Source organism: Citrobacter sp. Cs237 (assembly GCF_030332325.1).
Classification (GTDB): Bacteria; Pseudomonadota; Gammaproteobacteria; order Enterobacterales; family Enterobacteriaceae; genus Citrobacter_A; species Citrobacter_A sedlakii.
Map to the genome: position 1 here is coordinate 261542 of NZ_JAOWIB010000109.1, position 25207 is coordinate 286748.

25 protein-coding genes are annotated in these 25207 nt (G+C 55.9%); 10 read left to right on the forward strand and 15 right to left on the reverse strand.

Translation table 11 applies throughout. From position 1 onward, the window contains the following. The first annotated feature begins 61 nt into the window (after positions 1-61). Positions 62-2320 (forward strand): catalase HPII, encoded by a 2259-nt coding sequence (gene katE, locus OGY07_RS21385; RefSeq protein WP_286603042.1) that lies wholly within the window; start codon positions 62-64, stop codon positions 2318-2320. Between the two features lie 50 nt (positions 2321-2370). Here katE and chbG read toward each other — a convergent pair whose 3' ends face one another. The 7 genes from chbG to osmE form a co-directional block, all read right to left on the reverse strand. Then, positions 2371-3129 (reverse strand): chitin disaccharide deacetylase, encoded by a 759-nt coding sequence (gene chbG / locus OGY07_RS21390; protein WP_269535927.1) that lies wholly within the window; start codon positions 3127-3129, stop codon positions 2371-2373. Positions 3130-3140: 11 nt separating this feature from the next. Next, positions 3141-4496, reverse strand: coding sequence for a 6-phospho-beta-glucosidase (locus OGY07_RS21395; protein WP_042287485.1), 1356 nt, complete (start codon positions 4494-4496; stop codon positions 3141-3143). Between the two features lie 121 nt (positions 4497-4617). Continuing rightward, positions 4618-5466 carry a transcriptional regulator ChbR gene (chbR, locus tag OGY07_RS21400; protein WP_082636792.1) on the reverse strand — a complete coding sequence of 283 codons (849 nt, stop codon included), beginning with the start codon at positions 5464-5466 and terminating at the stop codon, positions 4618-4620. A gap of 7 nt (positions 5467-5473) precedes the next feature. Beyond that, positions 5474-5824 (reverse strand): PTS N,N'-diacetylchitobiose transporter subunit IIA, encoded by a 351-nt coding sequence (chbA, locus tag OGY07_RS21405; RefSeq protein ID WP_042287495.1) that lies wholly within the window; start codon positions 5822-5824, stop codon positions 5474-5476. Positions 5825-5876: 52 nt separating this feature from the next. Continuing rightward, a complete protein-coding gene (gene chbC, locus OGY07_RS21410) occupies positions 5877-7235 on the reverse strand; it encodes a PTS N,N'-diacetylchitobiose transporter subunit IIC (RefSeq protein WP_042287498.1) in 1359 nt (452 codons plus the stop codon). Positions 7236-7317: 82 nt separating this feature from the next. Then, positions 7318-7638: a PTS N,N'-diacetylchitobiose transporter subunit IIB gene (gene chbB / locus OGY07_RS21415; RefSeq protein ID WP_042287501.1), complete on the reverse strand. Its 321-nt coding sequence runs from the start codon at positions 7636-7638 to the stop codon at positions 7318-7320. A gap of 298 nt (positions 7639-7936) precedes the next feature. Further along, positions 7937-8278, reverse strand: a complete 342-nt coding sequence (osmE, locus tag OGY07_RS21420) for an osmotically-inducible lipoprotein OsmE (RefSeq protein ID WP_042287504.1) — start codon at positions 8276-8278, stop codon at positions 7937-7939. 219 nt (positions 8279-8497) lie between these two features. On the opposite strand from osmE, the gene nadE reads away from it, so the two are divergent. Continuing rightward, entirely contained in the window at positions 8498-9325 is an 828-nt protein-coding gene (nadE, locus tag OGY07_RS21425; protein ID WP_042287506.1) for an NAD(+) synthase, read from the forward strand. A 120-nt stretch (positions 9326-9445) separates the two neighbouring features. Beyond that, positions 9446-10333, forward strand: a complete 888-nt coding sequence (gene cho / locus OGY07_RS21430) for an excinuclease Cho (protein WP_181821429.1) — start codon at positions 9446-9448, stop codon at positions 10331-10333. 113 nt (positions 10334-10446) lie between these two features. On the opposite strand, the gene spy is transcribed toward cho, so the two are convergent. The 6 genes from spy to astC all read right to left on the reverse strand — a co-directional run bounded on the left by spy (position 10447) and on the right by astC (position 17309). Next, positions 10447-10932 carry an ATP-independent periplasmic protein-refolding chaperone Spy gene (gene spy / locus OGY07_RS21435; protein WP_042287508.1) on the reverse strand — a complete coding sequence of 162 codons (486 nt, stop codon included), beginning with the start codon at positions 10930-10932 and terminating at the stop codon, positions 10447-10449. A 349-nt stretch (positions 10933-11281) separates the two neighbouring features. Next, positions 11282-12250, reverse strand: coding sequence for a succinylglutamate desuccinylase (gene astE / locus OGY07_RS21440; protein ID WP_286603047.1), 969 nt, complete (start codon positions 12248-12250; stop codon positions 11282-11284). Continuing rightward, entirely contained in the window at positions 12243-13586 is a 1344-nt protein-coding gene (astB, locus tag OGY07_RS21445) for an N-succinylarginine dihydrolase (protein ID WP_286603049.1), read from the reverse strand. Before astB ends, astE begins: the two co-directional genes overlap by 8 nt. Further along, complete coding sequence (gene astD, locus OGY07_RS21450) at positions 13583-15061, reverse strand: succinylglutamate-semialdehyde dehydrogenase (protein WP_286603051.1); 1479 nt, start codon at positions 15059-15061, stop codon at positions 13583-13585. The genes astB and astD overlap by 4 nt, the downstream gene beginning before the upstream one ends. Continuing rightward, positions 15058-16092 carry an arginine N-succinyltransferase gene (gene astA / locus OGY07_RS21455; protein ID WP_042287518.1) on the reverse strand — a complete coding sequence of 345 codons (1035 nt, stop codon included), beginning with the start codon at positions 16090-16092 and terminating at the stop codon, positions 15058-15060. Before astA ends, astD begins: the two co-directional genes overlap by 4 nt. Further along, positions 16089-17309 (reverse strand): succinylornithine/acetylornithine transaminase, encoded by a 1221-nt coding sequence (astC, locus tag OGY07_RS21460; protein ID WP_286603053.1) that lies wholly within the window; start codon positions 17307-17309, stop codon positions 16089-16091. Before astC ends, astA begins: the two co-directional genes overlap by 4 nt. Positions 17310-17511: 202 nt before the next feature. On the opposite strand from astC, the gene OGY07_RS21465 reads away from it, so the two are divergent. The 7 genes from OGY07_RS21465 (at position 17512) to OGY07_RS21495 (ending at position 23944) form a co-directional block, all read left to right on the forward strand. Then, positions 17512-17649 carry a hypothetical protein gene (locus OGY07_RS21465; protein ID WP_286603055.1) on the forward strand — a complete coding sequence of 46 codons (138 nt, stop codon included), beginning with the start codon at positions 17512-17514 and terminating at the stop codon, positions 17647-17649. A 103-nt stretch (positions 17650-17752) separates the two neighbouring features. Beyond that, positions 17753-18559 carry an exodeoxyribonuclease III gene (gene xthA, locus OGY07_RS21470; protein ID WP_286603057.1) on the forward strand — a complete coding sequence of 269 codons (807 nt, stop codon included), beginning with the start codon at positions 17753-17755 and terminating at the stop codon, positions 18557-18559. 9 nt (positions 18560-18568) lie between these two features. Next, positions 18569-19243 (forward strand): TVP38/TMEM64 family protein, encoded by a 675-nt coding sequence (locus OGY07_RS21475; protein ID WP_042287524.1) that lies wholly within the window; start codon positions 18569-18571, stop codon positions 19241-19243. A 2-nt stretch (positions 19244-19245) separates the two neighbouring features. Continuing rightward, entirely contained in the window at positions 19246-20409 is a 1164-nt protein-coding gene (locus tag OGY07_RS21480; protein WP_286603061.1) for an ABC transporter substrate-binding protein, read from the forward strand. Continuing rightward, positions 20382-21917 (forward strand): ABC transporter permease family protein, encoded by a 1536-nt coding sequence (locus tag OGY07_RS21485; RefSeq protein WP_286603063.1) that lies wholly within the window; start codon positions 20382-20384, stop codon positions 21915-21917. Before OGY07_RS21480 ends, OGY07_RS21485 begins: the two co-directional genes overlap by 28 nt. Continuing rightward, positions 21917-22549, forward strand: a complete 633-nt coding sequence (locus tag OGY07_RS21490; protein WP_286603064.1) for an ATP-binding cassette domain-containing protein — start codon at positions 21917-21919, stop codon at positions 22547-22549. The genes OGY07_RS21485 and OGY07_RS21490 overlap by 1 nt, the downstream gene beginning before the upstream one ends. A gap of 87 nt (positions 22550-22636) precedes the next feature. Further along, entirely contained in the window at positions 22637-23944 is a 1308-nt protein-coding gene (locus OGY07_RS21495; protein WP_286603065.1) for a rhodanese-like domain-containing protein, read from the forward strand. 42 nt (positions 23945-23986) lie between these two features. Here OGY07_RS21495 and OGY07_RS21500 read toward each other — a convergent pair whose 3' ends face one another. Together OGY07_RS21500 and OGY07_RS21505 are read right to left on the reverse strand one after the other, a co-directional pair. Beyond that, positions 23987-24610 (reverse strand): CDP-alcohol phosphatidyltransferase family protein, encoded by a 624-nt coding sequence (locus OGY07_RS21500; RefSeq protein WP_286603066.1) that lies wholly within the window; start codon positions 24608-24610, stop codon positions 23987-23989. Further along, entirely contained in the window at positions 24603-25172 is a 570-nt protein-coding gene (locus tag OGY07_RS21505; RefSeq protein ID WP_042287541.1) for a carboxymuconolactone decarboxylase family protein, read from the reverse strand. The genes OGY07_RS21500 and OGY07_RS21505 overlap by 8 nt, the downstream gene beginning before the upstream one ends. Between the last annotated feature and the right edge of the window lie 35 nt (positions 25173-25207).

Genomic DNA, 25207 nt, shown 5'->3' on the forward strand with positions numbered 1-25207 from the left:
GTTAGTGGGGTTTTAACAAATAAAACGGTCTTTTCAGCCATGAAAAATGGAGACGAGTTCAATGTCGCATAATGAGAAAAATCCCCATCCTCATCAGTCCCCTGTCCACGACACCCGTGAATCGCAGCCGGGACTTGACTCTCTGGCGCCTGAGGACGGCTCGCATCGCCCGTCCCCGGAACCCACTCCGCCGGGCGCACAGCCAACGGCCCCCGGCAGCCTGAAAGCGCCGGATACCGGAAATGAAAAGCTGAACGATCTCGAAAGCGTGCGTAAAGGCAGCGAAAATTTCGCGCTCACCACCAATCAGGGCGTGCGTATCGCCGATGACCAGAACTCCTTACGCGCCGGTAGCCGCGGTCCTACGCTGCTCGAAGATTTTATCCTGCGCGAAAAAATCACCCACTTTGACCATGAACGTATTCCGGAACGTATTGTTCACGCGCGTGGGTCCGCGGCGCACGGCTACTTTCAGCCCTATAAAAACCTGAGCGATATCACCAAAGCCGCTTTCCTTTCCGATCCGGACAAAATCACGCCAGTATTTGTGCGCTTCTCCACGGTACAGGGTGGCGCTGGCTCAGCGGACACCGTACGTGACATCCGTGGATTCGCCACCAAGTTTTATACTGAAGAAGGCATTTTCGACCTGGTGGGCAATAACACCCCCATTTTCTTTATACAGGACGCGCATAAGTTCCCGGATTTCGTCCACGCCGTTAAGCCCGAACCGCACTGGGCGATTCCGCAAGGTCAAAGTGCCCATGACACGTTCTGGGACTATGTTTCGCTACAGCCTGAAACACTGCACAACGTCATGTGGGCGATGTCGGATCGCGGCATCCCACGGAGCTATCGCACCATGGAAGGTTTCGGTATTCATACCTTCCGACTGATTAACGCCGAAGGGAAAGCGACGTTTGTACGCTTCCACTGGAAACCGCTGGCGGGCAAGGCTTCGCTGGTATGGGACGAAGCGCAGAAACTCACCGGTCGCGACCCGGACTTCCATCGCCGCGAACTGTGGGAAGCTATCGAAGCCGGTGATTTCCCGGAATATGAATTAGGATTCCAGCTAATTCCGGAAGAAGACGAATTCAAATTCGACTTCGACCTGCTGGACCCAACCAAGCTTATCCCGGAAGAGCTGGTACCGGTGCAGCGCGTAGGGAAAATGGTGCTGAACCGTAATCCGGACAACTTCTTTGCCGAAAACGAGCAGGCCGCGTTCCACCCGGGCCATATCGTTCCCGGTATTGATTTCACAAACGATCCGCTGCTGCAGGGCCGACTGTTCTCGTATACCGACACACAGATCAGCCGCCTCGGCGGGCCCAACTTCCATGAAATCCCTATCAACCGTCCAACCTGCCCGTATCACAACTTCCAGCGTGACGGTATGCATCGGATGGGCATCGATACTAACCCGGCTAACTATGAGCCCAATTCGATCAACGACAACTGGCCGCGTGAAACGCCGCCAGCGCCTAAGCGCGGAGGTTTCGAGTCTTATCAGGAGCGCGTTGAAGGCAACAAAGTACGCGAACGTAGCCCATCCTTTGGCGAATATTACGCTCACCCGCGCCTGTTCTGGTTGAGCCAGACGCCGGTTGAGCAGTTGCATATCGTCGATGCCTTCAGCTTTGAGCTCAGTAAAGTGGTTCGCGCTTATATACGCGAACGGGTTGTGGATCAACTGGCGCATATTGACATAACGCTGGCGCAAGCAGTGGCGAAGAATCTGGGCATTGAACTGACGCCGGAACAAACGCAAATCGCCCCGCCGCCGGACGTCAACGGACTGAAGAAAGATCCATCGCTGAGTCTTTATGCGACCCCCGACGGCGATATTAAAGGCCGCGTGGTGGGGATTTTACTGAACGGTAAGGTAAAATCCGCCGACCTGCTGGCTATCCTGCAAGCGCTGAAAGCAAAAGGCGTTCATGCGAAACTGCTTTACTCACGCATGGGTGAAGTGGTGGCCGACGACGGTTCTACCCTGACCATTGCCGCCACCTTCGCTGGCGCGCCATCCCTTACCGTCGATGCCGTCATTGTGCCGTGCGGCGATATCGCGGATATCGAAAACAGTGGTGACGCCCGTTACTATCTGCTCGAAGCCTATAAACACCTCAAGCCTATCGCTCTGGCGGGTGATGCACGACGCTTTAAAGCCGTGCTGAATGTCGACAGTCAGGGGGAAGAAGGTCTTGTCGAAGCAGACAACGTGGACGGTCAGTTTATGGACGCGTTGTTTACGCTGATGGCCGCGCACCGCGTGTGGTCACGAACCGGTAAAGTGCCGCTAATCCCGGCGTAATCAATAAGTAAAAAATGCGGCGCATTATGTATGCGCCGCAAACTCAGGCACTACACATCAAGAAAACTGCCCAGACGGTAGCCGCGTTCCATAATCGCCTTCCTCAGCGACGGGGCCGTCAGTACCTCCAGTTCAGTCAGGCGGGGATAACAGTAGGCGCTTTGACGAATCACATTGTCGATAAACGCCGGATGACACATCACTTCCAGTGAAGCCTCCCCACGCGCCGCAGAGGCGTCCAGAACGTGCAGAAACAACGCTTCGGATATCGCTTCACCGTAAAACTCGCTGCTAAACCCTTGCGAACTTCGCAACGTTGCCGGCAGGTCCGCGGCATTAAACACCGGCTGGCGGTCGATACGCAGCGCCACTCCCCGTTCGGCGGCAAAACGCGCGACGACAGGAAAAATTTGCGGGAACATATGCACGTGATGATGGCTGTCCAGATGCGTAGGCTCCCGCCCAAACAGATCGATAAAACGCTGATACTGACACTCCAGTTCGCGGGCGATTTCATCCAGCGGCAGCGTATCCTCTTCCGCCATCTGCCAGATCCATTTCCCCAGACGCCCTTCCCGGGTCAGCCCTGGCATCCGGGTTAACGGGGCGCCGAGCGTCAGAACAAAGTGCATCCCGACGGCCAGCGACGGATGTTCGCGGCTTAACTGCGCCGCATGCTCAATGGCCTCGCCGTTCACCAGCGCCGTGGTGGAAGTCACCACCCCATGGCGACAGGCCTCAATGATGCCGTAGTTTTGTCCTTTGCTCAGGCCAAAATCGTCCGCATTGACAATCAGTACGCGTTCCATAGTCAACCTCTTTAGTGTTGTGCGCCTTTCAGTTTTTCAATACAGCCAGCAAAGTTAGGCAGCCACTTTTCATGTGCCAGGATCAGCTCACGCGCCAGGGTTTCCGCATCGCGATCCGAATGGACCAGCGGGCTGAGGTTAAGCGCCAGCAGCACGTCGTTAAACTCACCGCTCAACGCTGCCTTGCTGGCCGCCACTTCAAAGCCCTTGATGGTATAGATAAGCCCCAGCACTTTTTCGTCAAAATGGGTGATTCGCGGATGCGGCTTCGCGCCGTCGCGGCCCAGCGTACAGGTCATTTCCACCGCCCAGTCCGCCGGAATGTTATCAACGTGCCCGTGATGCGGAACGTTGACATAATGCTCAGTCTGTTTGTCGTTGAAAATGGCGTTAATCACTTCGCACGCAGCATCAGAGTAGTAAGCGCCGCCGCGCTGCTCCAGCTCTTTCGGCTTCACGTTCAGCTCCGGATTTTTGTACAGATCAAACAGCTGTTTCTCAACTTTCTGCACTACCTGCGCGCGCGCGCCGCCCTTGTAGTATTCGCCCATTTCAATGGCCAGCATCTCTTTCTGCTTGAAGTAATACAGCAGATACGAGCACGGCAGCAGATTCAATGAGCGAATCAGACCTTCACTGAACGGCAGATCAAAAATGTTCTTCACGCCGGACGCTTTAAGCTGACCGGAAGCGACGCCATCCAGCAGTTCAGCAAAGCGCGACTCCCCGTTGACGAACACATCTTTGATGAACACCATGTGGTTCAGGCCAAACAGATCGATAGACAGCGCATCGCTCTCTTTCAGTCCCAGCACATCGCCGATGAACATTTTCATGCCGACAGGAATGTTGCACACCCCAATGAAGCGCTTAAAGTTGGTGTGGCGATACACCGCTTCGGTCACCATACCCGCCGGGTTAGTGAAGTTAATGACCCACGCATTCGGGCAAAGTTCTTCCACATCCTTAATGATGTCAAAAATCACCGGAATGGTGCGCAGGCCCTTAAACAGACCGCCTGCGCCATTGGTTTCTTGTCCCAGGTATCCCTGGCTCAGCGGAATGCGTTCATCCAGCTCGCGGGCTTTCAATTGTCCGACGCGCAGCTGGGTGGTTACAAAGTCTGCGTCTTTCAGCGCTTCGCGGCGATCGAGGGTTTTAAAGACCTTCATCGGCACCCCCGCTTTCTCAACCATGCGCTGACACAGGCGGTAGATGATATCCAGCTTCTCTTCGCCGCCTTCCACGTCAACCAGCCACAATTCAGAGACCGGCAGCTCATGATAGCGCTTAATAAAGCCTTCGAGTAATTCTGGGGTGTAGCTGCTCCCGCCACCAATAGTGACGACTTTTAATTTCTGGCTCATAATTTCTCCCTTCAGTGTCAGACACTGGCGTGAATTATGCTCGGCCCTTTTTTCAGGTGTAACGCGGGGGTCCCGCGTTAATATTGGGCAAGCTTTAAAATCAGGTTATTGAATAAAGTTTTTACTGATTATATTGCGTCAGTTTTTTTCGATAGCTGTTTGGCGTAAACGACGTCATTTTTTTAAACGTTTTAATGAACAAACTTGGGCTACTGTATCCGGCCTCGTAGGCGATATCCGTTACGGAGTAGTTCGTCATCTCCAGCTGTTTTTTGGCAAAATTAATACGAATTTCGTTAATTAACTGCATCGGCGTTTTTCGATAATAACGCTGCGTCGCTCGCGTCAGGTATTCCTGGGATTTTGCGGACAGGGAAACCATATTTTCCAGCGCGTTTTCGCCAAACTGCTCTTTATTGTGCATGGTTTCGACAGTGGCTTTTAACCACTGCGGAATATCATCCAGCACCTGTTCCTCACGATAATGACGCAGGCGGTTGATAATGTAGAAGGTGACCACTTCTACAAATTCCTCCAGCCCAGTATCTCGAAAGTTGAGCGAGGCAATCACTGTTTCGACATAGGTTAAAAATGCGCTGTTGGTGCGATAGACCTGCGATGCCACAAAACAGTACGGCATGAGCGGGCTATAGTGCTGTTCAAAAAAACGTTTGCTGATGCCGACGTTAAGAATACGCGTGGCGCCGAACTCGTAAAAACTCTGGTGATGAGAACCCAGCGGGACAAACACAAAGTCCCCCCGCTCCAGCAGCACACGCTTACCATTAATCTCCTGGTAATAGCGGCCGGTGAGCACCAGCGTAAACTCATAGTAGTCGTGCTGATGCAAGCCGCAGGCGCTCTCTGTCTTGTTATAGATAAAGACGTGGAAATTTTTGCCATTAAACAGTTGCTGTTCGCGGGCAACGGTGATTTCCGGTACGGTAGCGGTAGCCTGCAGTTGCATCATCAACTCCTTACTTGCTCAGCTTCTCGTGAAGCTCTATCAATTCTGACACCAGTTCGCGCGCCAGCATTGAGGTCATCAGGTGATCCTGCGCATGCACCAGAACCAGACTGACTTTCATTTTACCTTCACCCTGATCGCCTTCAATCAGTTTCGTTTGCACCAGATGGGCTTCATTCAGCGCCATGCGCGACTGTTCCATCATCGTCTTCGCCGCCGCAAAGTCGCCCTGCTTTGCCTGCTTCAACGCTGCGTAGGCCAGGCTGCGCGCCTGTCCAGAGTTGATGATGAGTCCCATCACCACTTCTTCAAGCTCTTCAGCCTCGGTTTGCGCATCGGTAATGCTATCAAGATCCATCATAAATCATTCCTCTTTGACGACCCGGCATGCGTAACCACATGCCGGTTAAAATTTAGAATTTCAGGGCGTTGGCGATGTCTTCTTCGCTTTCTTCTTCATCAATGACGTTCTGCGCTTTGTTAGCCACCACAACAAACGGCAGGTAAATCAACGTCGCCACACCCAGGTTGAACAAGGCCACCAGCAGCGCAGCGACGCTGCCGTTGGTGTTAAAGAAGGCGCCCAGGCCGGTGGGCATGGTCCACGGCGCGATGTTGGTAATCGGCGGGATAATGCCCAGGTAGTACGCCACCAGCGTAATCGCGGCAAGAATCGGTTGTACCAGAATGAACGGGATAAACATCACCGGGTTCATGATAATCGGCAGACCAAACAGAATCGGTTCGTTAATCTGGAAGATGCCTGACGGCAGCGCGAGTTTGGCGACCTGACGATAATCGGCGCGACGAGACGCGATGAAGATAGCGATGATCAGGCCAAGCGTTGCGCCACTGCCGCCGAGGAAAATATAGGAGTCCAGCATCGGTTTTGCCCAGATGTGGAAGGTCTTACCGGCGGCCAGCGCGGCGTCAACGGAACCGTACTGCTGGTAAATAGCGATGTTCTCTAGCGCCCACGGGGTCATAATGCCGCTGTCCAGCGCGGTCAACGCCAGGGAGCCGTGAATACCGAAGAACCACAGCAGCGGAACGAAGATAACATAAGCCCAACCCACCACGCTGCCCAGCGACGCCAGCGGCGTAGAAATGGTATCCATAATGATCTGGTGGAAGTTCGTTCCCCAGGTGGTCAGCGCCCAGGCGATGATCCCCATGATAGAGAGGATAATAAAACCTGGAATTAACGCGGAGAATGAGCGGGAGACAGATGCTGGTACGCTATCGGGTAATTTGATCACCCAGTTACGGCGGACAATGAATGTGAACATTTCCGCAACCACCAAACCGATAATAATACCGGAAATGATATTCGCGCCGCCCAGCCAGTTTGCGCCCACCGCATAGGCTTCACCGACGCTATAGGGCGTAACGGTCATAAATGCCGCGACAGATAATAAGCCGGCTGCCAGGGCGTCGACTTTACGTTCTTCTGCCAGCGCCATACCGATAAAGAACGGCGCCATCAGGGACATAATGCCTAACGTACCGTTGTAGACGTTCCCACCGATGCCTTTCAGACTATTGAGATTCTCAATGGTAGACGCATCCAGCCGAATGCCGAGGGAATAAAAAAACGACCCCTCCCCAAAGCTCAGGAAAACGTTATTAATTAATACAAACATGGCCCCAGCGAGGGTCAACGGCATTAAACGAATAAAACCATTTTTGATTGCATTAACGTGTGGCTGCTTTCCTATTTTTACAGCAAAAGGAAGGAGTACCTTTTCAAGTGAAGCAATGACGTTACTCATAGAAAAATACCCTTAAAAACCGCAATGTGACATTGCGGTATATGTAAATGAAATAACTCTTTGACGGGAAAAAATTAAAATATTAATTCGCAGCGGCTTTTTTAATTGCTGCAACCGCAGCCTTAAGCACGCCTAAACCATCGACTTTGCCATACAGCAGCGAGTCAATCACTTCTACAGGTTTGTCAGGTAACAAACGCTGAATTTCGGGCAACATATAAGCAATTTGCGGTCCTAATAATACGACATCTGCCGCCGGGCCTTTTTCTCCGGCAAGGGTTTCCGGGAATGCTTCGATAATAACCGGTACTTCGTATTTCTCAGCCTGTGCGCGCATTTTCGACACCAGTAAAGAGGTAGACATGCCCGCAGAGCAAAACAGATAAATGTGTTTCTTTTCCATAAAACGTTCCTCAAGTGCGATTATCTGTTAACCAGACACGCCGCAAGTCTCAAACCTGCATCCATGCACTGGACAACTTGCGTAATCGAAAGACTTATTTCTGTGTCTGAAATGAGTATACGGTATCGGACCCGCGGATGGTATTTCCTTGACCAACTAAATTGTCTCTCATTGACCTGACGTTATGACCCCCTTCACATTTCAGGCAAATAATTCGCTCCAATAATTAAGATCATGCCGCTATAAAAAAACCGGCGCAATGGCCGGTTCTTCGTGCTGTTCAGGCTTTAGACAGTCATTACTGCTTCGGAGCCTGGGGGTCGGTGTCATACTCGGCGCAGGTTTGATAGCCAGAGTTAATGACATGCCCGGTATCGTCAAGGGCGACGAAATAGGTTTCAGCTTTACCATCACGTTGACCCAGAATGTAGGTCTGGCAGGTACCGCGAGCATGGATCATGCTGACTTCAGAAGAAGGTTTACCGGCAATCTGTTCAACCTGTGAACGGCTCATGCCTTTTTTCACGTCTTTTACTACCGGCTGAACGAATTGGTCTTTTGTACGATCGTAAGCCGTACAGCCTGCCAGCATAGTCAATACCGCCGCTGCGCTCAGAATTCCTGCTACGTTCTTGTTCATTTTCCGTCCTCTTGTTTTTCAGCGTGTTAAGTAAGCCTGGAATACATCTCCACTTTTTTCAAGCGACCACTCCACACGAAGTTGGTTTCGGATGATTCTAATAAGTCACCAGGATGTCGTTTTAAACGCCACACGGCCCGCCCCGACTTGTCGTTTGCGCGACAAAGGGTTAGCTTTATTACAGACTGCTTTTTTTATTTCATATTGGGGAGGGGTTACATGTCTCTGCAACAAGAGATCATCCAGGCGCTGGGCGCAAAGCCGCACATTAATCCAGAAGAAGAAATTCGCCGCAGCGTGGATTTTCTGAAAGCGTATCTGCAACGCTATTCCTTCCTGAAAAGCCTGGTGCTGGGAATCAGCGGCGGGCAAGACTCCACGCTGGCAGGAAAACTCTGTCAGATGGCGATCAGCGAACTGCGCGAAGAAACAGGTAATGACGCGCTGCAATTTATTGCAGTCCGCCTGCCTTTCGGGGTGCAGTTCGACGAGCAGGACTGCCAGGACGCGCTTGCTTTTATCCAGCCGGATCGTGTGTTGACGGTCAACATTAAGGGCGCGGTGCTGGCGAGTGAACAGGCGTTGCGCGACGCGGGGATTGAACTGAGCGATTTTGTGCGCGGTAACGAAAAAGCCCGCGAACGTATGAAGGCACAGTACAGTATCGCCGGAATGACCAGCGGAGTCGTGGTAGGTACCGACCATGCGGCGGAAGCTATTACTGGCTTCTTTACGAAATATGGCGACGGCGGCACCGACATTAATCCCCTGTTCCGCCTGAACAAACGTCAGGGCAAACAGTTGCTGGCCGCGTTAGGCTGCCCGGAACATCTTTACAAGAAAGCCCCGACCGCCGACCTGGAAGACGATCGCCCTTCTTTGCCGGATGAAACCGCGCTCGGCGTCAGCTACGACAATATTGATGACTATCTGGAAGGGAAAGCCGTCGATCCCGCCGTTGCCAATATCATCGAAGGCTGGTACCTGAAGACGGAACATAAACGCCGTCCGCCCATCACGGTGTTTGACGATTTCTGGAAACAGTGATTTTACCTGGCCGGATCATGACGCCACGCGCGCTGTCCGGCCAGCCTCCACAAAATCGCCTCTTTTTTACTCTCCGCTGCGCTGCTATACTGGATGAATAACCAGCATCCGGAGTTAACCGTGGTACGGCGTCAATCAGCCCCTCGTCCAGAATTTGAAGCAGCAGCAATTTACAAATACCCCGAACATCTGCGCCCTTTCCTTGATGCGTTGCCCAGCGTACCCGGCGTGTATCTGTTCCATGGCGACAGCGACGCCATGCCTCTGTACATAGGCAAAAGCGTGAATATTCGCAGCCGGGTACTGTCACATCTGCGCACCGCCGATGAAGCCGCCATGCTGCGTCAGTCCCGACGCATTACCTGGATCTGCACCGCAGGAGAAATCGGCGCGCTGCTGCTGGAAGCCCGGCTTATTAAAGAACAGCAGCCGTTGTTTAACAAACGACTCCGGCGCAACCGCCAACTCTGCGCCCTCCAGCTTCGCGGGCAAAACGTTGACGTCGTTTATGCACGCGACGTCGACTTTTCTCACGCGGCCAACCTGTTTGGTCTTTTTGCCAATCGTCGCGCCGCGTTGCAGGCCTTACAGACCCTCGCTGATGAACAAAAGCTGTGTTATGGGCTACTCGGTCTTGAGCCGCTGAGTCGCGGTCGCGCCTGTTTTCGCTCAGCGCTAAAGCGCTGCGCGGGGGCCTGTTGCGGCAAAGAAAGCCCTGACCAGCATGCGACCCGCCTGCTGGATTCGTTGGAAAAACTGCGTGTTGTTTGCTGGCCGTGGAAAAACGCTATTGCGCTCAAAGAGAGCCGACCGGGGATGACGCAGTACCACATTATTAATAACTGGCTTTGGCTGGGCGCGGTTGACTCTCTGGATAACGTGTCGACGCTGGTACAAACGCCGGCAGGCTTTGATCATGATGGCTACAAAATCCTCTGCAAGCCCTTGATTTCCGGTACCTGCGAGATCATCGACCTCAGCCCGGATGCTTTAATGAACAGCAGGTAACTGGCGTCAGGGTGGAATGGCCTACTGCGGTAAAAAAAACCGCCGGGCCTGTCCATCGCCTCATGGGAGAGGATGAACAAGACCGGCGGTTTTCGGATCCGTTTGCTCAGCGATTACTCAGCAGGTACGGGCATTTTACCGTCTCGCGCCGGACGTTCTGTCAGACGCTTCTCAAAATTGGCATTAAACTGCTTTTTCTGTTCCGGGGTCAGAATGTTGTAGATCTTATTCTGTGTTTCCATATGCGCCAGCATGTTGGCTTTACGCTGCTCTTCCATTTTTGCGATCTGCGCTTCAGCTTTGGCTTTATCGAAGCTGTCGCTGGCAATGATCGCGTGCATTGCGCGGCGCTCATCTAAAGACGGGCGTTTCATGTCAGCGCGTTTCTCTTTCATGATGTCGCGAATCTGCTGCTTTTGCGCATCGGTCAGATTCAGGTCTTTGAACATCATGTCATGATGCGGACCAAATTTGCCTTTATGGTGCATCATGGGTTTTGCATCCGCTGGCGCGGCGGCGGTGGTTTCGGCTGCGTGAGCCAGGTTAGCAGCGCCCAGAGCCAGGGTAGAAGCAACAAACAGTGCAGTTAATTTACGCATATTCTTTATCCTTCCTTTCAGTTATTTTTTACGGCTTTCTTAACTCTTACCAACCAGAGCCGTGCCGTGTTGACGAGATTAACTTTAGCGGCTTTATCGTCAATTAGTCAGAGTATCGGTAAAACAATGAAAGTATAAAAAACAATTTTTCGCCAATTGTGGAGAAAAAAAGAAATTATGGCGAAGAATGGCAAGGAAAAATGACAAGCGGATGATTTTGCAGGAAATATGAAGAACTATAACTCAGCAATGATGAATAATAAAGCAATTTGCCAGGAATAATCCGTAATATTTCACAGACGCACGATATAATAAGAACCGCAGGCAAAGAGAGCCTGCGGTAAATAGGTCAGTTGATTTTTTCCAGCATCAGTCCGGCGCGTAAACCGGGTGCGACGGCAGGGTTGGGAAAAAGAACGTACTCAACTTCGTGGTGTACAATAACGCGCTCGGCGCCGTCTTCGGCTAACAGTGTGCCTTTTTGAAACGGTGTAAAGTTCAGCGTCTGACGGTCAATATGCAGCACAAATGCTTCGCTGCGTCGCGTAATTTGTGATACTACACGATAGCGAACCGGCTGCGCGCCGCTGCGCTTTTCTCCCTTCCCGGCCAGCAGAGCGGACAACGCGTCTGCGGTAGGCGCAAACTGGCGTAGATCGTTTTGCCCGAACGGTAATGCCTTTCCCAGCTCCAGCGTGCAGGAAAGCGCGCCGAAATGCGCTGCGCTAAAATGCGTAAACGTACCGCCTGGTGTTTGATGAAAGACCAGCGCCTCAAGCCCGGCGGCGCCGAGCCAGTCGAGAAAACCGTCATCCCACGGAATCGGACGCTGCGGCAACACGCCAAACCGCAGATGATGAGAACCACGGATGGCGGTATGAAGATCGAGATGCCAGCGGGTCGGGGTTGCTTCCCGACACCAGAAATCCTCCAGGCATCGTTCCAGTTGCCGCGCGCGTAGCGTTTCACCACTTTCTTCAAACTGCTGCCAGCGCCCGCCGAACATCCGGTTCATATCACTGTGACAGTAGCGCTTGCCCTCTGCCAGCGCCTGCGGGTTGCCCAGAATCAGCAACAGCCGCCAGCGCAGAGGGATCTCACCCGCCATTAATCTCGTCAGCAGCGCGTTAAGCATTTCCACCGGCGCCGTTTCATTACCGTGAATACCGGCCGAAATCACTAACGCCCGATCGGTCGCCTCTTCCGGGATCAGTTCAAGGATGCCCGGCGCCGTCTGACGCCAGTGAAAGCCCGGGCCTTTCCCTTCAGAGACCTCCGGTATCACGCCTGCCAGGGTAACAGCAAGGAAATCATCCATGTCGCTCTCCTGCCTGCTGAAACGGATAGACAGAACCAAGTTTCAGCAACTGCGTCAGGGTGTCCAGCGCTTCGCGACCTTCCCGCAGCAACTGCGGGTCCGCCAGGTCTGCGGCGGTCAGCCGATCGCGATAGTAACGATCCACCCAGTCGTTGAGGGCGGAAAACAGGGTGTCGTTCATCATCACCGCCGGATTCACCGCCCGCAACTCCTCATCGGTCAACACGACCCGCAGGCGCAGACACGCAGGACCGCCGCCGTTGGACATACTTTCACGCAGGTCAAACACACGCATATCGCGAATCGGGTTGTCGCCTTCCAGCAGGTTTGTCAGATAACGCCATACCCCCGCATGTTCACGACACTCCTGCGGCAGCACCAGCATCATCGAGCCATCTTCACGGCTCAGCAGTTGGCTGTTAAACAAATAGGTGGCAACCGCATCGGAAACAGATACTTCTGACGCAGGCACCACGACAGGCGTAAAACCCGGCACCTGGGCGCGCAGTTGGTCCAGTACCTGATCCTGGCTGGCGAAAGCCTGCTCATGGCAAAACAGCACTTGCCGATTCGACACCGCAATAACGTCGTTATGGAAAACGCCGAGATCAATCACATCAGGATGCTGCTGGGCAAAAATGCACTGCCGCGGATTAACCTGATTCAGCCGCGCGACCGCCTCGCTGGCCTCACGGGTCTGGCGCGCCGGATAATGAGAAGGCCGGGTCTGATTGCCCTCTTCACGCCCGTACACAAACAGCTGGATGCCAGGATCGCCATAGTTAGCCCCCAGACGACTGTGATTCGCCGCGCCTTCATCGCCAAGCATCGCCACCTGCGGCAGCGCCGAATGAAGCGAAAAATAACGATCGTCGTGAAAAATGGCTCGCAGCAGCGCTTCGGTCGTCGGAGCCTCCAGCGATCGGTGAAACTTATTGTTGAGGTTTGCCACCGTCAGATGAACTTTACCATCCAGAGTATCAGCAGACGGTGCGACCGTGGCCGCATTGGCGACCCACATCGGCGACGCTGAACTGACGCTGGAAAGCCACTGCGGCGCGTGCCGGGCCACCTTTGCGAGGATCTGCTCATCGCTACCGCTAAACCCGAGCTGGCGCAGCGCCGGAATAAATGGCCGTTCATGCGGCGGGATCACTGCCTGCGGGTACCCGACATCGGCCAGCGCTTTCATTTTCTGCAATCCTTGCTTTGCGGCCAGACGCGGATTCGATACCTGAAAGCGGTGCTGCGTGGACGCCACGTTACCAAACGACAACCCGGCATAATGGTGCGTCAGCCCCACCAGCCCGTCAAAATTAACCTCGCGCGCGTTCATAATCCTTCCTCACGAGAGAAATCAAGCCCGGGACTCAGGACACCCGGCAGCGTCAATGTCGGTGATTCGAGGCTCGCCATCGGCCAGGCGCAGTAATCCGCGGCGTACCACGCGCTGGCGCGATGGTTACCGGATGCCCCCACACCGCCAAACGGCGCGGTGCTCGCGGCTCCGGTCAGTGGTTTATTCCAGTTGACGATCCCCGCGCGCGCTTCCAGAAGCAACTGGTCAAACTGTGCACGATCGGGCGAGATAAGTCCGCATGACAGGCCAAAGCGTGTCTGGTTCGCCAGCGCTATCGCGTCCTCAAAACGGTCATAACGCCAGACGCCCAACATTGGGCCAAACACTTCGTCGTCGGGCACATTTGCCACATCGGTCAATTCCACTATCCCTGGCGACAGCAGCGACGTGCCTTCCTCAATCAGACGCGGCGTCAGCAACGTCTTACCGCCAAGCGCCGCCAGACGCTGCCAGGCCGTGTAGACGTGCTTCGCCGCCTGCGCTGAAATCAGCCCACCGAAAAAAGGCTGCGGCTCAGCGTCCCAGCGCCCCGGCTGTAACCGCTGACTCACCTCGACCAGCCGCGCAAGAAAGGCATCGCCCTGCGCCCCTTTTTTGACCAGTAAACGGCGCGCGCAGGTGCAGCGCTGTCCGGCAGTGATAAACGCCGACTGTAAAGTCAGGTGCACGGCGGCGTCGATATCTGCCGGGTTTTCGACGATCAACGGATTATTTCCCCCCATTTCCAGCGCGAGAATTTTTTCCGGCTGTCCGGCAAGCTGGCGGTGCAGTTGATAACCCGTATTCGCGCTACCGGTAAACAGCAGACCATCCAGATCGTCCTGCGCGCTCAGCGCTTGTCCCGTTTCGCGACCGCCCTGAAGCAGATTCACGACGCCGGGGGGCAATCCGGCCTGCTGCCAGAGTTTGATTACGGCTTCACCGGTCCACGGCGTGAGTTCACTGGGTTTAAAAAGCACCGTATTGCCAGCCAGCAGCGCCGGGACGATATGGCCATTCGGCAGATGCCCGGGGAAATTGTAGGGGCCAAACACCGCCAGCACGCCATGCGGACGATGGCGCAGCGTCGCTGCGCCGTCCGGCAACGCACTCTGCTGCTCTCCGGTACGAGCGTGGTACGCGTTGATCGAAATGGCGATTTTATTGATCATCGCCGTCACTTCCGTGGCCGCTTCCCACCGCGGCTTACCCGTTTCGCGGGCGATAATCGCGGTGAGCTGCGTTTTATTGTTTTCCAGCAGCCCGCCAAACGCCTCTACAATCGCCTGACGCTCGCTAAAAGGACGTTTTGCCCATGCCGGAAACGCCGCGCGGGCAGCGCGAACGGCCTGCAACACCTGATCGGCATCCGCGTCGTGACCTTCCCAAAGCACGTCCCCCTTCACCGGATCGCGTTTTACCCGACGCTCCCCCTGACCGCTCAGCCAGTCACCATTAATCCATAACGTCATACCGTTTTCTCCTCAGCGCAAAGACGGACAAAGCGCACGCTTTCCCCCGCCTGACATTTCAGGGCATCCAGTTGTGCTGCCGTGAGCACCAACCGCTGCGTATCCGGGTCCGCGCGCACCAGCATGACGCGGAAGTTCTGGTAATTCTCATTAGCCACCAGGCAGGCCGGATAATCCCCAGGGGCAGGCTGTCCTTCGACAACCTCCACCAGCCGACTTTTACGAATGGCGCGTACCCGGTCGATGTCACACTCGAGTGTCGGCCCGCCATCGAAAATATCGATGTAGTTACGGTAGCGAAATCCCTCTTTTTCCAGCACCGCGCGGGCAGGCGCCGTCTGCGGATGGACCTGACCTATCACCGCCTGCGCCTCATGGCTGAGAAAATGGGTATAAATAGGATGTTTGGGCATAAGTTCCGCGATAAACGCTTTTTGCCCGGTACCGCACAGGAAATCCGCGCGGCTAAATTCCATTGAGAAAAAGCGCTTGCCCAGGCTTTCCCAGAACGGAGAGTAGCCGTTCTCATCAATGACGCCGCGCATTTCCGCAACCACCTTTTCATTAAACCTGTCGCGAAACGCCGCCATAAACATAAAGCGCGATTTTGACAGCAGATAACCGTTGCCTTCTTTACGCCAGTCCGGATCGAGAAATAGCGTACACAACTCGCTGCTGCCGGTGTGGTCGTTACTGAGAAACAGCGTCGGCAGCGCGTTATAGACGTTCAGCTCTTTCGAGGCATGCACCAGCGTCCCTACACGGTAGTTGTACCACGGATCATTCAGCCCGACCGCCACCTCGATGGCGCAAATCCCGCCCACCTCCCCGGTTTCGCTGTCTTCCAGTACAAACACGAACCCTTGTTCACTTTTCGGCAGTTCTCCCCGCCAGGTCTTAATTGAGCGATCGATGCGCGCTGCCAGCGTCGCTTCATTCGCCGGTAACGACGTCAGGCCGCCGCCGGTTTTACCGGCAAGCTGCATCAGCGCAGCGACATCACCCTGTTCAGCAGGACGGATTACTCTCATGAGGAACCTCCAGCCTTGATCTGTGCGCAGGCCTGCGCGAAGCGATCCAGCCCAGTGGTCATTTCTTCTTCGGTGACGTTCAGCGCAGGGGCGAAACGCACCACGTTAGCCCCGGCAATCAGCACCATCACGCCCGCTTTCGCCGCTTCCAGCGCTATCTGTTTGGCTTGACCGGCATACCCGGCGTTCAGCACGCAGCCAATCAGCAGACCCAGACCGCGAATTTCGCTAAACAGGCCGGTATGCTGGTTAATGGCGTTCAGGCGCTCAACAAACCCGTCGTGGCGCTGTTTGACGCCGTTCAGCATCGCCGGGGTATTCACAATGTCCAGCAATTTCCCGGCGACTGCGGTCGCCAGCGGATTGCCGCCGTAAGTGGTTCCGTGCGTACCGACGGTCATCACGCTGGCGCAGGCCTCACGTGCCAGCAGCGCGCCGATGGGGAATCCGCCGCCGAGCGCTTTCGCCGTGGTCAGCAGATCGGGCGTAACGCCGTAATGCATATAGGCGTACAGCTCACCGGTGCGACCGACGCCGGTCTGGACTTCGTCAAAAATCAACAGCGCGTTGTGACGATCGCACAGCTCGCGCAAGCCCTGCAGGAACGCAGGCGTGGCGGGTAACACCCCGCCTTCGCCCTGCATCGGCTCAACGATCACCGCGCAGGTGGTATCGTCGATCAGGGTGCTGGCGGAGTTAATGTCGTTATATACCGCGTGGCGGATATCCGGCGGCAGCGGCGCAAAGTCCTGAGAATAGGCCGGTTGCCCGCCAGCACTGACGGTAAACAACGTGCGGCCATGAAAAGCATTTTTGAACGCCACAATGCCGCTCTTCTCGCTGCCGTAGCGATCGTGGGCGTATTTTCGCGCCAGCTTCAGCGCCGCTTCATTAGCTTCCGCCCCGGAGTTACAAAAGAAAACGCGATCGGCAAAGGTGGCGTCGATGAGTTTTTTCGCCAGCCGCAGCGCCGGTTCGTTAGTGTAACCATTCCCGGTGTGCCAGAATTTGCCAGCTTGTTCATTTAGCGCTTCTCGCAGTTCCGGGTGCGCATGACCAAGGGCATTGACCGCAATCCCCCCGGCGAAATCGATATACTCTTTACCCTGCTGATCCCACAAGCGTGAACCTTCGCCACGTACCGGAATAAAAGGCGCCGGGGCATAAACGGGCATCATCCATTCATCAAAATTTTCACGCGTAAATGACTGAGACATAGCAACCTCAACGGTAAATAAAAAGTTATTTATATGTTAATAAATAGTGTGTTTGCGCTGTAAATGTAGATTGCAGGCTTCATGCCAGCCAGAGAAAAAATGCATAAATGGGATGGAGAAACACAAAATCAATGGGTTATAGCCTGTCGATATTCACTTTTACTGCATAAAAAGTGAATATGTTTGCTGGAAAGGTGAATAAATGGATGAAAATCCGCAATATTATGCACATGCCAAATATAATTCTGGAAATGTGATCGTCTGCGAAATTTACCGGAAATTGCTGCGCCATTCTGGCGCAATGCGCCCTGGAAGCGGGCAAATGTTGCACCATCGTTAACACCATTCGCATTCATTGCAGGAATCTGGCGACAAGTGGCAGTCAGCCAACGTAAATTCTGCTACCATCCTTGCACTATTCACCCAGCAAAGTGGCAGCGACTATGAAATTTGTCTCTTTTAATATCAACGGCCTGCGCGCCAGACCTCATCAACTGGAAGCCATTGTCGAAAAACACCAACCTGACGTCATCGGCCTTCAGGAGACAAAAGTTCACGATGACATGTTTCCGCTTGAGGACGTGGCGAAACTCGGCTACAACGTGTTTTATCATGGTCAGAAAGGCCATTACGGCGTGGCGCTACTGACAAAAGAGACGCCTGTCGCCGTCCGTCGCGGATTCCCTGGCGACGGTGAAGAAGCGCAGCGCCGCATTATCATGACGGAACTCCCCTCGCCTCTGGGCAACGTGACGGTGATTAACGGTTATTTTCCGCAGGGTGAAAGCCGCGACCACCCCGTCAAATTTCCGGCGAAAGAACGGTTCTATCAAAACCTGCAGCAGTATCTCGACACTGAACTGAAGCGCGATAATCCGGTATTGATCATGGGCGACATGAACATCAGCCCGACCGATCTGGACATCGGTATCGGCGAAGAAAACCGTAAGCGCTGGCTGCGCACCGGAAAATGTTCGTTCCTGCCGGAAGAGCGTGAATGGATGGGACGTTTGCTGAACTGGGGACTGGTGGACACCTTCCGCCACGCGCACCCGGAAACGGTGGATCGGTTCTCGTGGTTTGATTACCGTTCAAAAGGCTTTGATGACAACCGCGGCCTGCGCATCGACCTGCTACTGGCAAGCCAGCCGCTGGCGGAACGTTGCGTCGAAACCGGCATCGACTACGATATCCGCAGTATGGAAAAACCCTCCGATCACGCGCCGGTGTGGGCGAAGTTTCACGTTTAATAGAGACCGGTGAACAGCCGAAAATACCTGTTAGCGGGTATCCTTGTCCTTTTCATAGCCGGGTTGATGTGGCTCACGCCCCCCGGCTTTCTCACGCTTGATACGCTCAGGCGCAACCACGCTCTGCTGGTGGACTGGCAGCGCCAGTGGCCGTTGCTTTGCGCGACGCTCTATTTCCTGCTCTATACCGCCGTAGCAGCCCTGTCTGTACCCGGCGCGGCGCTGTTAACCCTGCTCGGCGGCGCGTTGTTTGGTCTGTGGCAAGGGACGCTGTTGGTCTCCTTTGCCTCGACGCTGGGCGCCACGCTCGCTATGCTCACCAGCCGTTATCTGCTGCGTGACTGGGTATCGCACCGTTTTTCCCGCCAGATGATGCCGGTGAATCGCGGGATCGCGCGCAACGGCGTCGGCTATCTCTTTGCGCTGCGCCTGATGCCGCTGTTCCCGTTCGTGGTGGTGAATCTGCTGGCGGGAGTCACATCCATTAGCGTGCGCCGCTACTGGTGGGTCAGCCAACTGGGAATGCTGCCCGCCACGTTGGTGTATCTCAATGCCGGCAGGCAACTGGGTCATCTGACATCCATGCGTGACATTATCTCACCCGCTATGCTGGCCGCGTTTGCGCTGCTCGGGCTTTTACCGTTGGCCTCGCGCTGGCTGGCAACACGTTTTTTTCAGGAGTAACTATGCGTTGGGGATGCATTATTGCAGGCCTGCTGTTAAGCGCTCAGGTTCATGCCGCTGACAGCTGGCAGCAGGTTAAAGAAGAAGCCAAAGGCCAGACAGTCTGGTTTAACGCCTGGGGAGGCGATCCGGCGATCAACCGGTATCTGGACTGGGTCAGCGGTGAAATGAAAACCCATTACGCTATTGACCTGAAAATCGTCCGTCTGGCCGACGCTGCGGACGCGGTAAAACGTATTCAGACCGAAGCCGTCGCCGGACGGAAAGACGGCGGTTCGGTAGATCTCTTGTGGGTAAACGGCGAAAATTTCCGCACGCTGAAAGAAGCGGGACTGCTGCAAACTCAGTGGGCGGAGACGCTGCCAAACTGGCGTTATGTCGATACGCAAAAGCCGGTGCGGGAAGATTTCTCCGTGCCTACCGACGGTGCGGAATCGCCCTGGGGCGGCGCACAGCTCACCTTTATTGCGGATCGAAACGTCACGCCGCAGCCGCCGCAAAGTCCGCAGGCGCTACTGGCGTTCGCCAAAGCCCACCCGGGTACCGTAAGCTATCCGCGTCCGCCGGACTTCACCGGTACGGCATTTCTCGAACAGTTACTCATCTCGCTGACCCGCACGCCGACAGCGCTAACCGTTGCGCCCGATTCCGCCCGTTTTGCGGAGGTAACCGCGCCATTGTGGCGCTATCTCGACGCGTTGCACCCGTATCTGTGGCGTCAGGGGAAAGACTTTCCCGCTTCGCCGGCGCGCATGGATGCGTTGCTGAACAGCGGTACGCTGCGCCTGTCGCTGACCTTTAACCCTGCCCACGCGCAGCAAAAAGTCGCCAATGGCGAACTGCCGGACAGCAGCTACAGCTTTGGCTTTTCTGATGGCATGATTGGCAACGTTCATTTTGTGACGATTCCCGCCAACGCCCGTGCCGAAGCAGGTGCGAAGGTGGTGGCAAACTTCCTGCTCTCGCCGCAGGCGCAACTGCGCAAAGCTGACCCGGCAGTCTGGGGCGATCCTTCGGTACTGGACCCGCAAACGCTGCCTGTTGCCGAACGAGAAGCGCTGGCTGCGCGCTCGCCGGGCGGCCTGCCTGCCGTGTTACCTGAACCTCACGCCGCCTGGATCAACGCCCTGGAGCAGGAATGGCTGCGCCGTTACGGTACGCGCTAACGCTGCTGGCCTGGCTGTGCATGCTGGTTGTCTACGCGCCATTAGTGCCCGCCAGCGTACTGCTGATCTCCCCGGCCCTGTCATTCGCGCACTGGCAGGCGCTGTTTGCCGATCCGCAGTTACCGCAAGCGCTGCTGGCCACCGTGGTTTCCACGATCGTCGCCGCCGTCGGCGCGCTGTTCATCGCGCTGGCGATCGTCGTGTCGCTCTGGCCCGGCGACCGATGGCGCCGCCTGGCCGGTCGACTGCCGTGGCTGCTGGCCATCCCTCACGTCGCCTTTGCCAGCGCAACGCTCCTGCTGTTTGCCGAAGGCGGTTTACTCTGGCGCGCACTGCCGGCGTTCACGCCGCCGATGGACAGCTATGGCATTGGACTGGGGGTCACGCTTGCAGTGAAAGAGAGCGCTTTTGTACTGTGGATTTTGACGGTCCTGCTGAGCGAAACACGTCTCAGCGGTCAGGTCATTATCCTCGACTCACTGGGCTACAACCGTTACCAGGCGATGCGTTGGTTGATCCTTCCCTCAATGGCCCCGGCACTGGGCGTGGTGATGCTGGCAGTGGTCGCGTGGACGCTTTCGGCAGTAGACGTCGCGATGATTCTCGGCCCTGGTAACCCGCCCACGCTGGCCGTACTAAGCTGGCAATGGCTAAGCCAGGGCGACAGCGACCAACAGAGTAAAGGGGCATTGGCCAGCCTGCTGCTGGTCATGTTACTCGCCCTCTTTGCGCTGGTTGGGTATCTGATCTGGCGTATCTGGCGGCGAACATTGCCCTCCGTCAACGGTCTGCGTCAGCCTCACGTTCCGGCCCTGAGCGGAAAGGCGCTGTCGCGCGCACTGCCGCTGACGGGACTCGTGTGCGCGCTTTTATTGGCTGTGCTCGCGCGAGATGCCACGCCCGACGTCGACGCGTTGATCAACAGCCTGCAAATAGGCGCGCTCGCCAGCGTACTGGCGCTGGTTATGTTACTGCTCTGGCTGGAATGGGGGCCACGGCACAGGCATCGTTGGGTCTGGTTACCGATCCTGCTGCCCGCGCTACCGTTGGTGGTCGGTCAGTATGCTGTCGCATTGCGCACCGGGCAGGACGGACAGTTTTCTACCCTCATCTGGGGCCACCTGCTGTGGGTTGCGCCATGGATGCTTTTCGTACTGCAACCGACCTGGCGGCGCATCGACCCGCGATTGATTCTGGTGGCGCAAACGCTGGGCTGGTCGCCAGTAAAAATTTTCTGCTACCTGAAATGCCCGCTGATGCTGCGCCCGGCGCTGATTGCGCTGGCGGTCGGTTTTTCTGTGAGCATTGCGCAATATATGCCGACGCTGTGGCTGGGCGCAGGGCGCTTTCCGACCCTGACGACAGAAGCCGTTGCCCTCAGTAGCGGCGGCAGCACCGGCATCCTGGCGGCGCAGGCGCTGTGGCAACTGTTGTTACCGTTGCTGGTGTTTATGCTGACTGCCGGCATCTCAACCTGGGTCGGTCGTGCCCGTCAAGGAATGCGATAATGCTAACTGTTCGTCATCTTTCTCTGTACCTGAAACAGACCCCGTTGTTCGGCCCATTAACGTTTGAGGCGGCTAAAGGTGACATTGTCACGTTAATGGGCCCTTCCGGCTGCGGAAAATCCTCGCTGTTGGCCTGGCTGGTTGGTGCGCTGTCACTGCCGCTGACGGCTTCTGGCGAACTGTGGCTGGACGATCGGCGACTGGATCAGCTGCCCACCGCCGCGCGGCAGGTGGGTATATTATTTCAGGATGCCTTGCTGTTCGATCACTTCACTGTAGGACAGAACCTGCTGCTGGCGCTCCCGGCTGCCGTGAAAGGCGCGGCGCGCGAACAGGCGGTACAACATGCGCTGGAACGCGCGGGAATGGCGGGATTCGCGTCACGCGATCCAGCGACGCTCTCCGGTGGCCAGCGTGGCCGGGTGGCGCTGCTCCGCGCCCTGCTGGCACAGCCACGGGCGCTACTGTTAGATGAACCGTTCGCGCGTCTTGACGCCGACCGGCGCGCTGATTTTCGCCAATGGGTCTTTGAAGAGGTCCGCCGCCTGAAGATTCCCGTGGTTCAGGTCACCCACGACCCGGAAGATGTGCCGGCCGGCGGACAGATTTTGCGGCTGACCAGCGCCGTATAAATATGCGCGCATCCTGTGTTAACGCAAAGTTTTTCGCCTCCAGGAAGCAGAAAATGTCGCCCTCTTATCTCAACGTCGGGCAATTCGATGAAACGTGTTTCTCAACTGACCGCGCTGGCAATGGCTTTAGGGCTGGCTTGCGCTTCCTCCTGGGCTGCTGATATGACGCAGGCGCTCACTTTCCACCAGCTCATGCAGAAAAATGGCATCGCCATTGACACCCGCCCCAGCGCTTTTTATAACGGCTGGCCGCAGAGCGCCAACGGCCCTTCCGGCCATGAACCATCGGCACTGAATCTCTCCGCCAGCTGGCTCGACGCCATGAGCGATGAACAGATCGAAGCGTGGATCCAACAACATCACCTTAGCGCCAACACCCCGGTCGCGCTCTATGGCAGTGAAACGGCGATTCAGGCGGTGAAAAACCGACTGGAAAAAGCCGGTCTTAACCCGGTTTCTACGCTCACCGACGCGCTTCAGGATCCCGCTCGCCTCCAGCGGCTGGCGCATTTTGAACAACTGGTGTACCCGCAGTGGCTGCACGAACTGCAACAAGGCAACGCGGTCGCCGCTAAACCTGCCGGTGACTGGAAAGTGATCGAAGCCGCCTGGGGCGCGCCGAAGCGTTATCTTATCAGCCATATTCCGGGCGCGGACTATATCGATACCAACGAAGTGGAAAGCGAGCCACTGTGGAATAAAGTCTCCGATGCCGATCTTAAGGCGATGCTGGCCAGACACGGTCTTCGTCACGACACGACGGTGATTCTCTACGGGCGCGATGTCTATGCCGCCGCCCGCGTGGCGCAAATTCTGCTCTACGCCGGGGTGAAGGACATTCGCCTGCTCGACGGCGGCTGGCAGAGCTGGTCTGACGCCGGGCTACCGGTGGAACGCGGGATGCCAGCGAAAGTCAAACCCGCGCCGGATTTCGGCGTGACTATTCCGGCGCAGCCACAGCTGATGATCGACACGCAGCAGGCGCGCGGACTGCTGCACAGGCAGGACGCCTCGCTGGTCAGCATTCGCTCCTGGCCGGAATTTATTGGCGCCACCAGCGGGTATAGCTACATTAAGCCAAAAGGCGAAATTGCCGGCGCGCGCTGGGGTCATGCGGGCAGCGACGCCACGCATATGGAGGATTTCCATAACCCGGACGGCACCATGCGCAGCGCAGACGACATTGCCGCAATGTGGAAGCAGTGGAACATTCTGCCGGATCAACAGATCGCTTTTTATTGCGGCACCGGCTGGCGCGCTTCGGAAACGTTTATGTACGCCCGGGCGATGGGGTGGCAGAACGTGTCGGTGTACGATGGCGGCTGGTATGAATGGAGCAGCGATCCGAAAAACCCGGTTGCCCGTGGCGAACGGGGTCCTCAAAGCAGCCTGTAACCGCAAATGGCCGGATGCGCGCATGGCCCATCCGGCGCAACCTTATTTCTGACGCTGAATCGCTTTCAGGGTCTGGTATCCACTCCAGATTCTGGTGAACGTGGTCAACCAGCAGAGCGAGCCAAAGATCCACGCCAACGGCGCAAAACAGGCCGGAAACAGACAGCACAGCACAAAAAGCGACAGGGTTTCCGTCCCTTCCGTTAGCCCGCCCAGATAATAAAACGATTTATGCGCGTAACCGGGATTATCGATATTGTGTTTCGCCGCGAGGGCGGCAAAGGCAAGAAAACTGCTGCCGGTGCCAATAAATGCAAACAGCAGCCAGCCGCCCGCCAGCGCGTTTTGCTCCGGCTGTGCGAGGATAAAACCAAACGGCACCAGCGCGTAAAACAGAAAATCGAGCGAAATATCGAGAAATCCCCCCGCGTCGGTCAGTCCCCTGCGCCGGGCCAGCGCGCCGTCCAGCCCATCCAGCAGTCTGTTCAGCACGATGGCGACCAGCGCCGCAAAATACCATCCCAGCGCGAGAAACGGCAGCGCCAGTACGCCGATGGCAAAGCCAAACAGCGTTACGCCGTCCGCTGATACCCCTGGTTTGTCGAGCAGCCCGGCGCAACGGTGCAAAAACGGTTTGCAGCGCGGATGCAGATGACGGTCAAGCACGCGGCGCTCCTTTCAGGCTGTCACACAAGCCCTGTGAGGGGATATCCAGCGCGGCGTTAAAGCGCGCCGAAAGATTCTGAAACGCCAGCAGCGCGGTCATTTCGCTAATCACCTCGTCTGTAAAATGCGCCGTCATTTGCGCCTTTAGCGCGTCATCAACCTTCGGCGGCGTCGCGGTGACGGCTTCAGCGTAGGCCAGCGCCACGCGCTCCTCCTCGCTAAACAGCGCGGACGTCTGCCAGTTTGCCACCGCCAGCACTTTATCCATCGCGCCACAGCGTTCCGCCAACCTCAGGCTGTTCGCATCAACGCAAAATGCGCAGTGACATATCTGAGAAACACGGGTCATCAACAGCGCGCGCATGTCCGGCGTCAGCCGCGCCCGTTTGCGCTCCAGAAAACCGACAAACAGCGCCACCAGCCAGAACAGAAACGGCATCCGCCCCCACCAGCGCGTCGGGTGCAGTACCTCACCGTAATGTTTTTTCTGGGTTTGAACCAGCGGCTTAAGCGGTAAAGGTAAACGGGTCAGCGGCTTAACCCACGATTGCGGATCGTTCAAGGGAAACTCCTGGGACTTCAGGTCAAACAAAGATA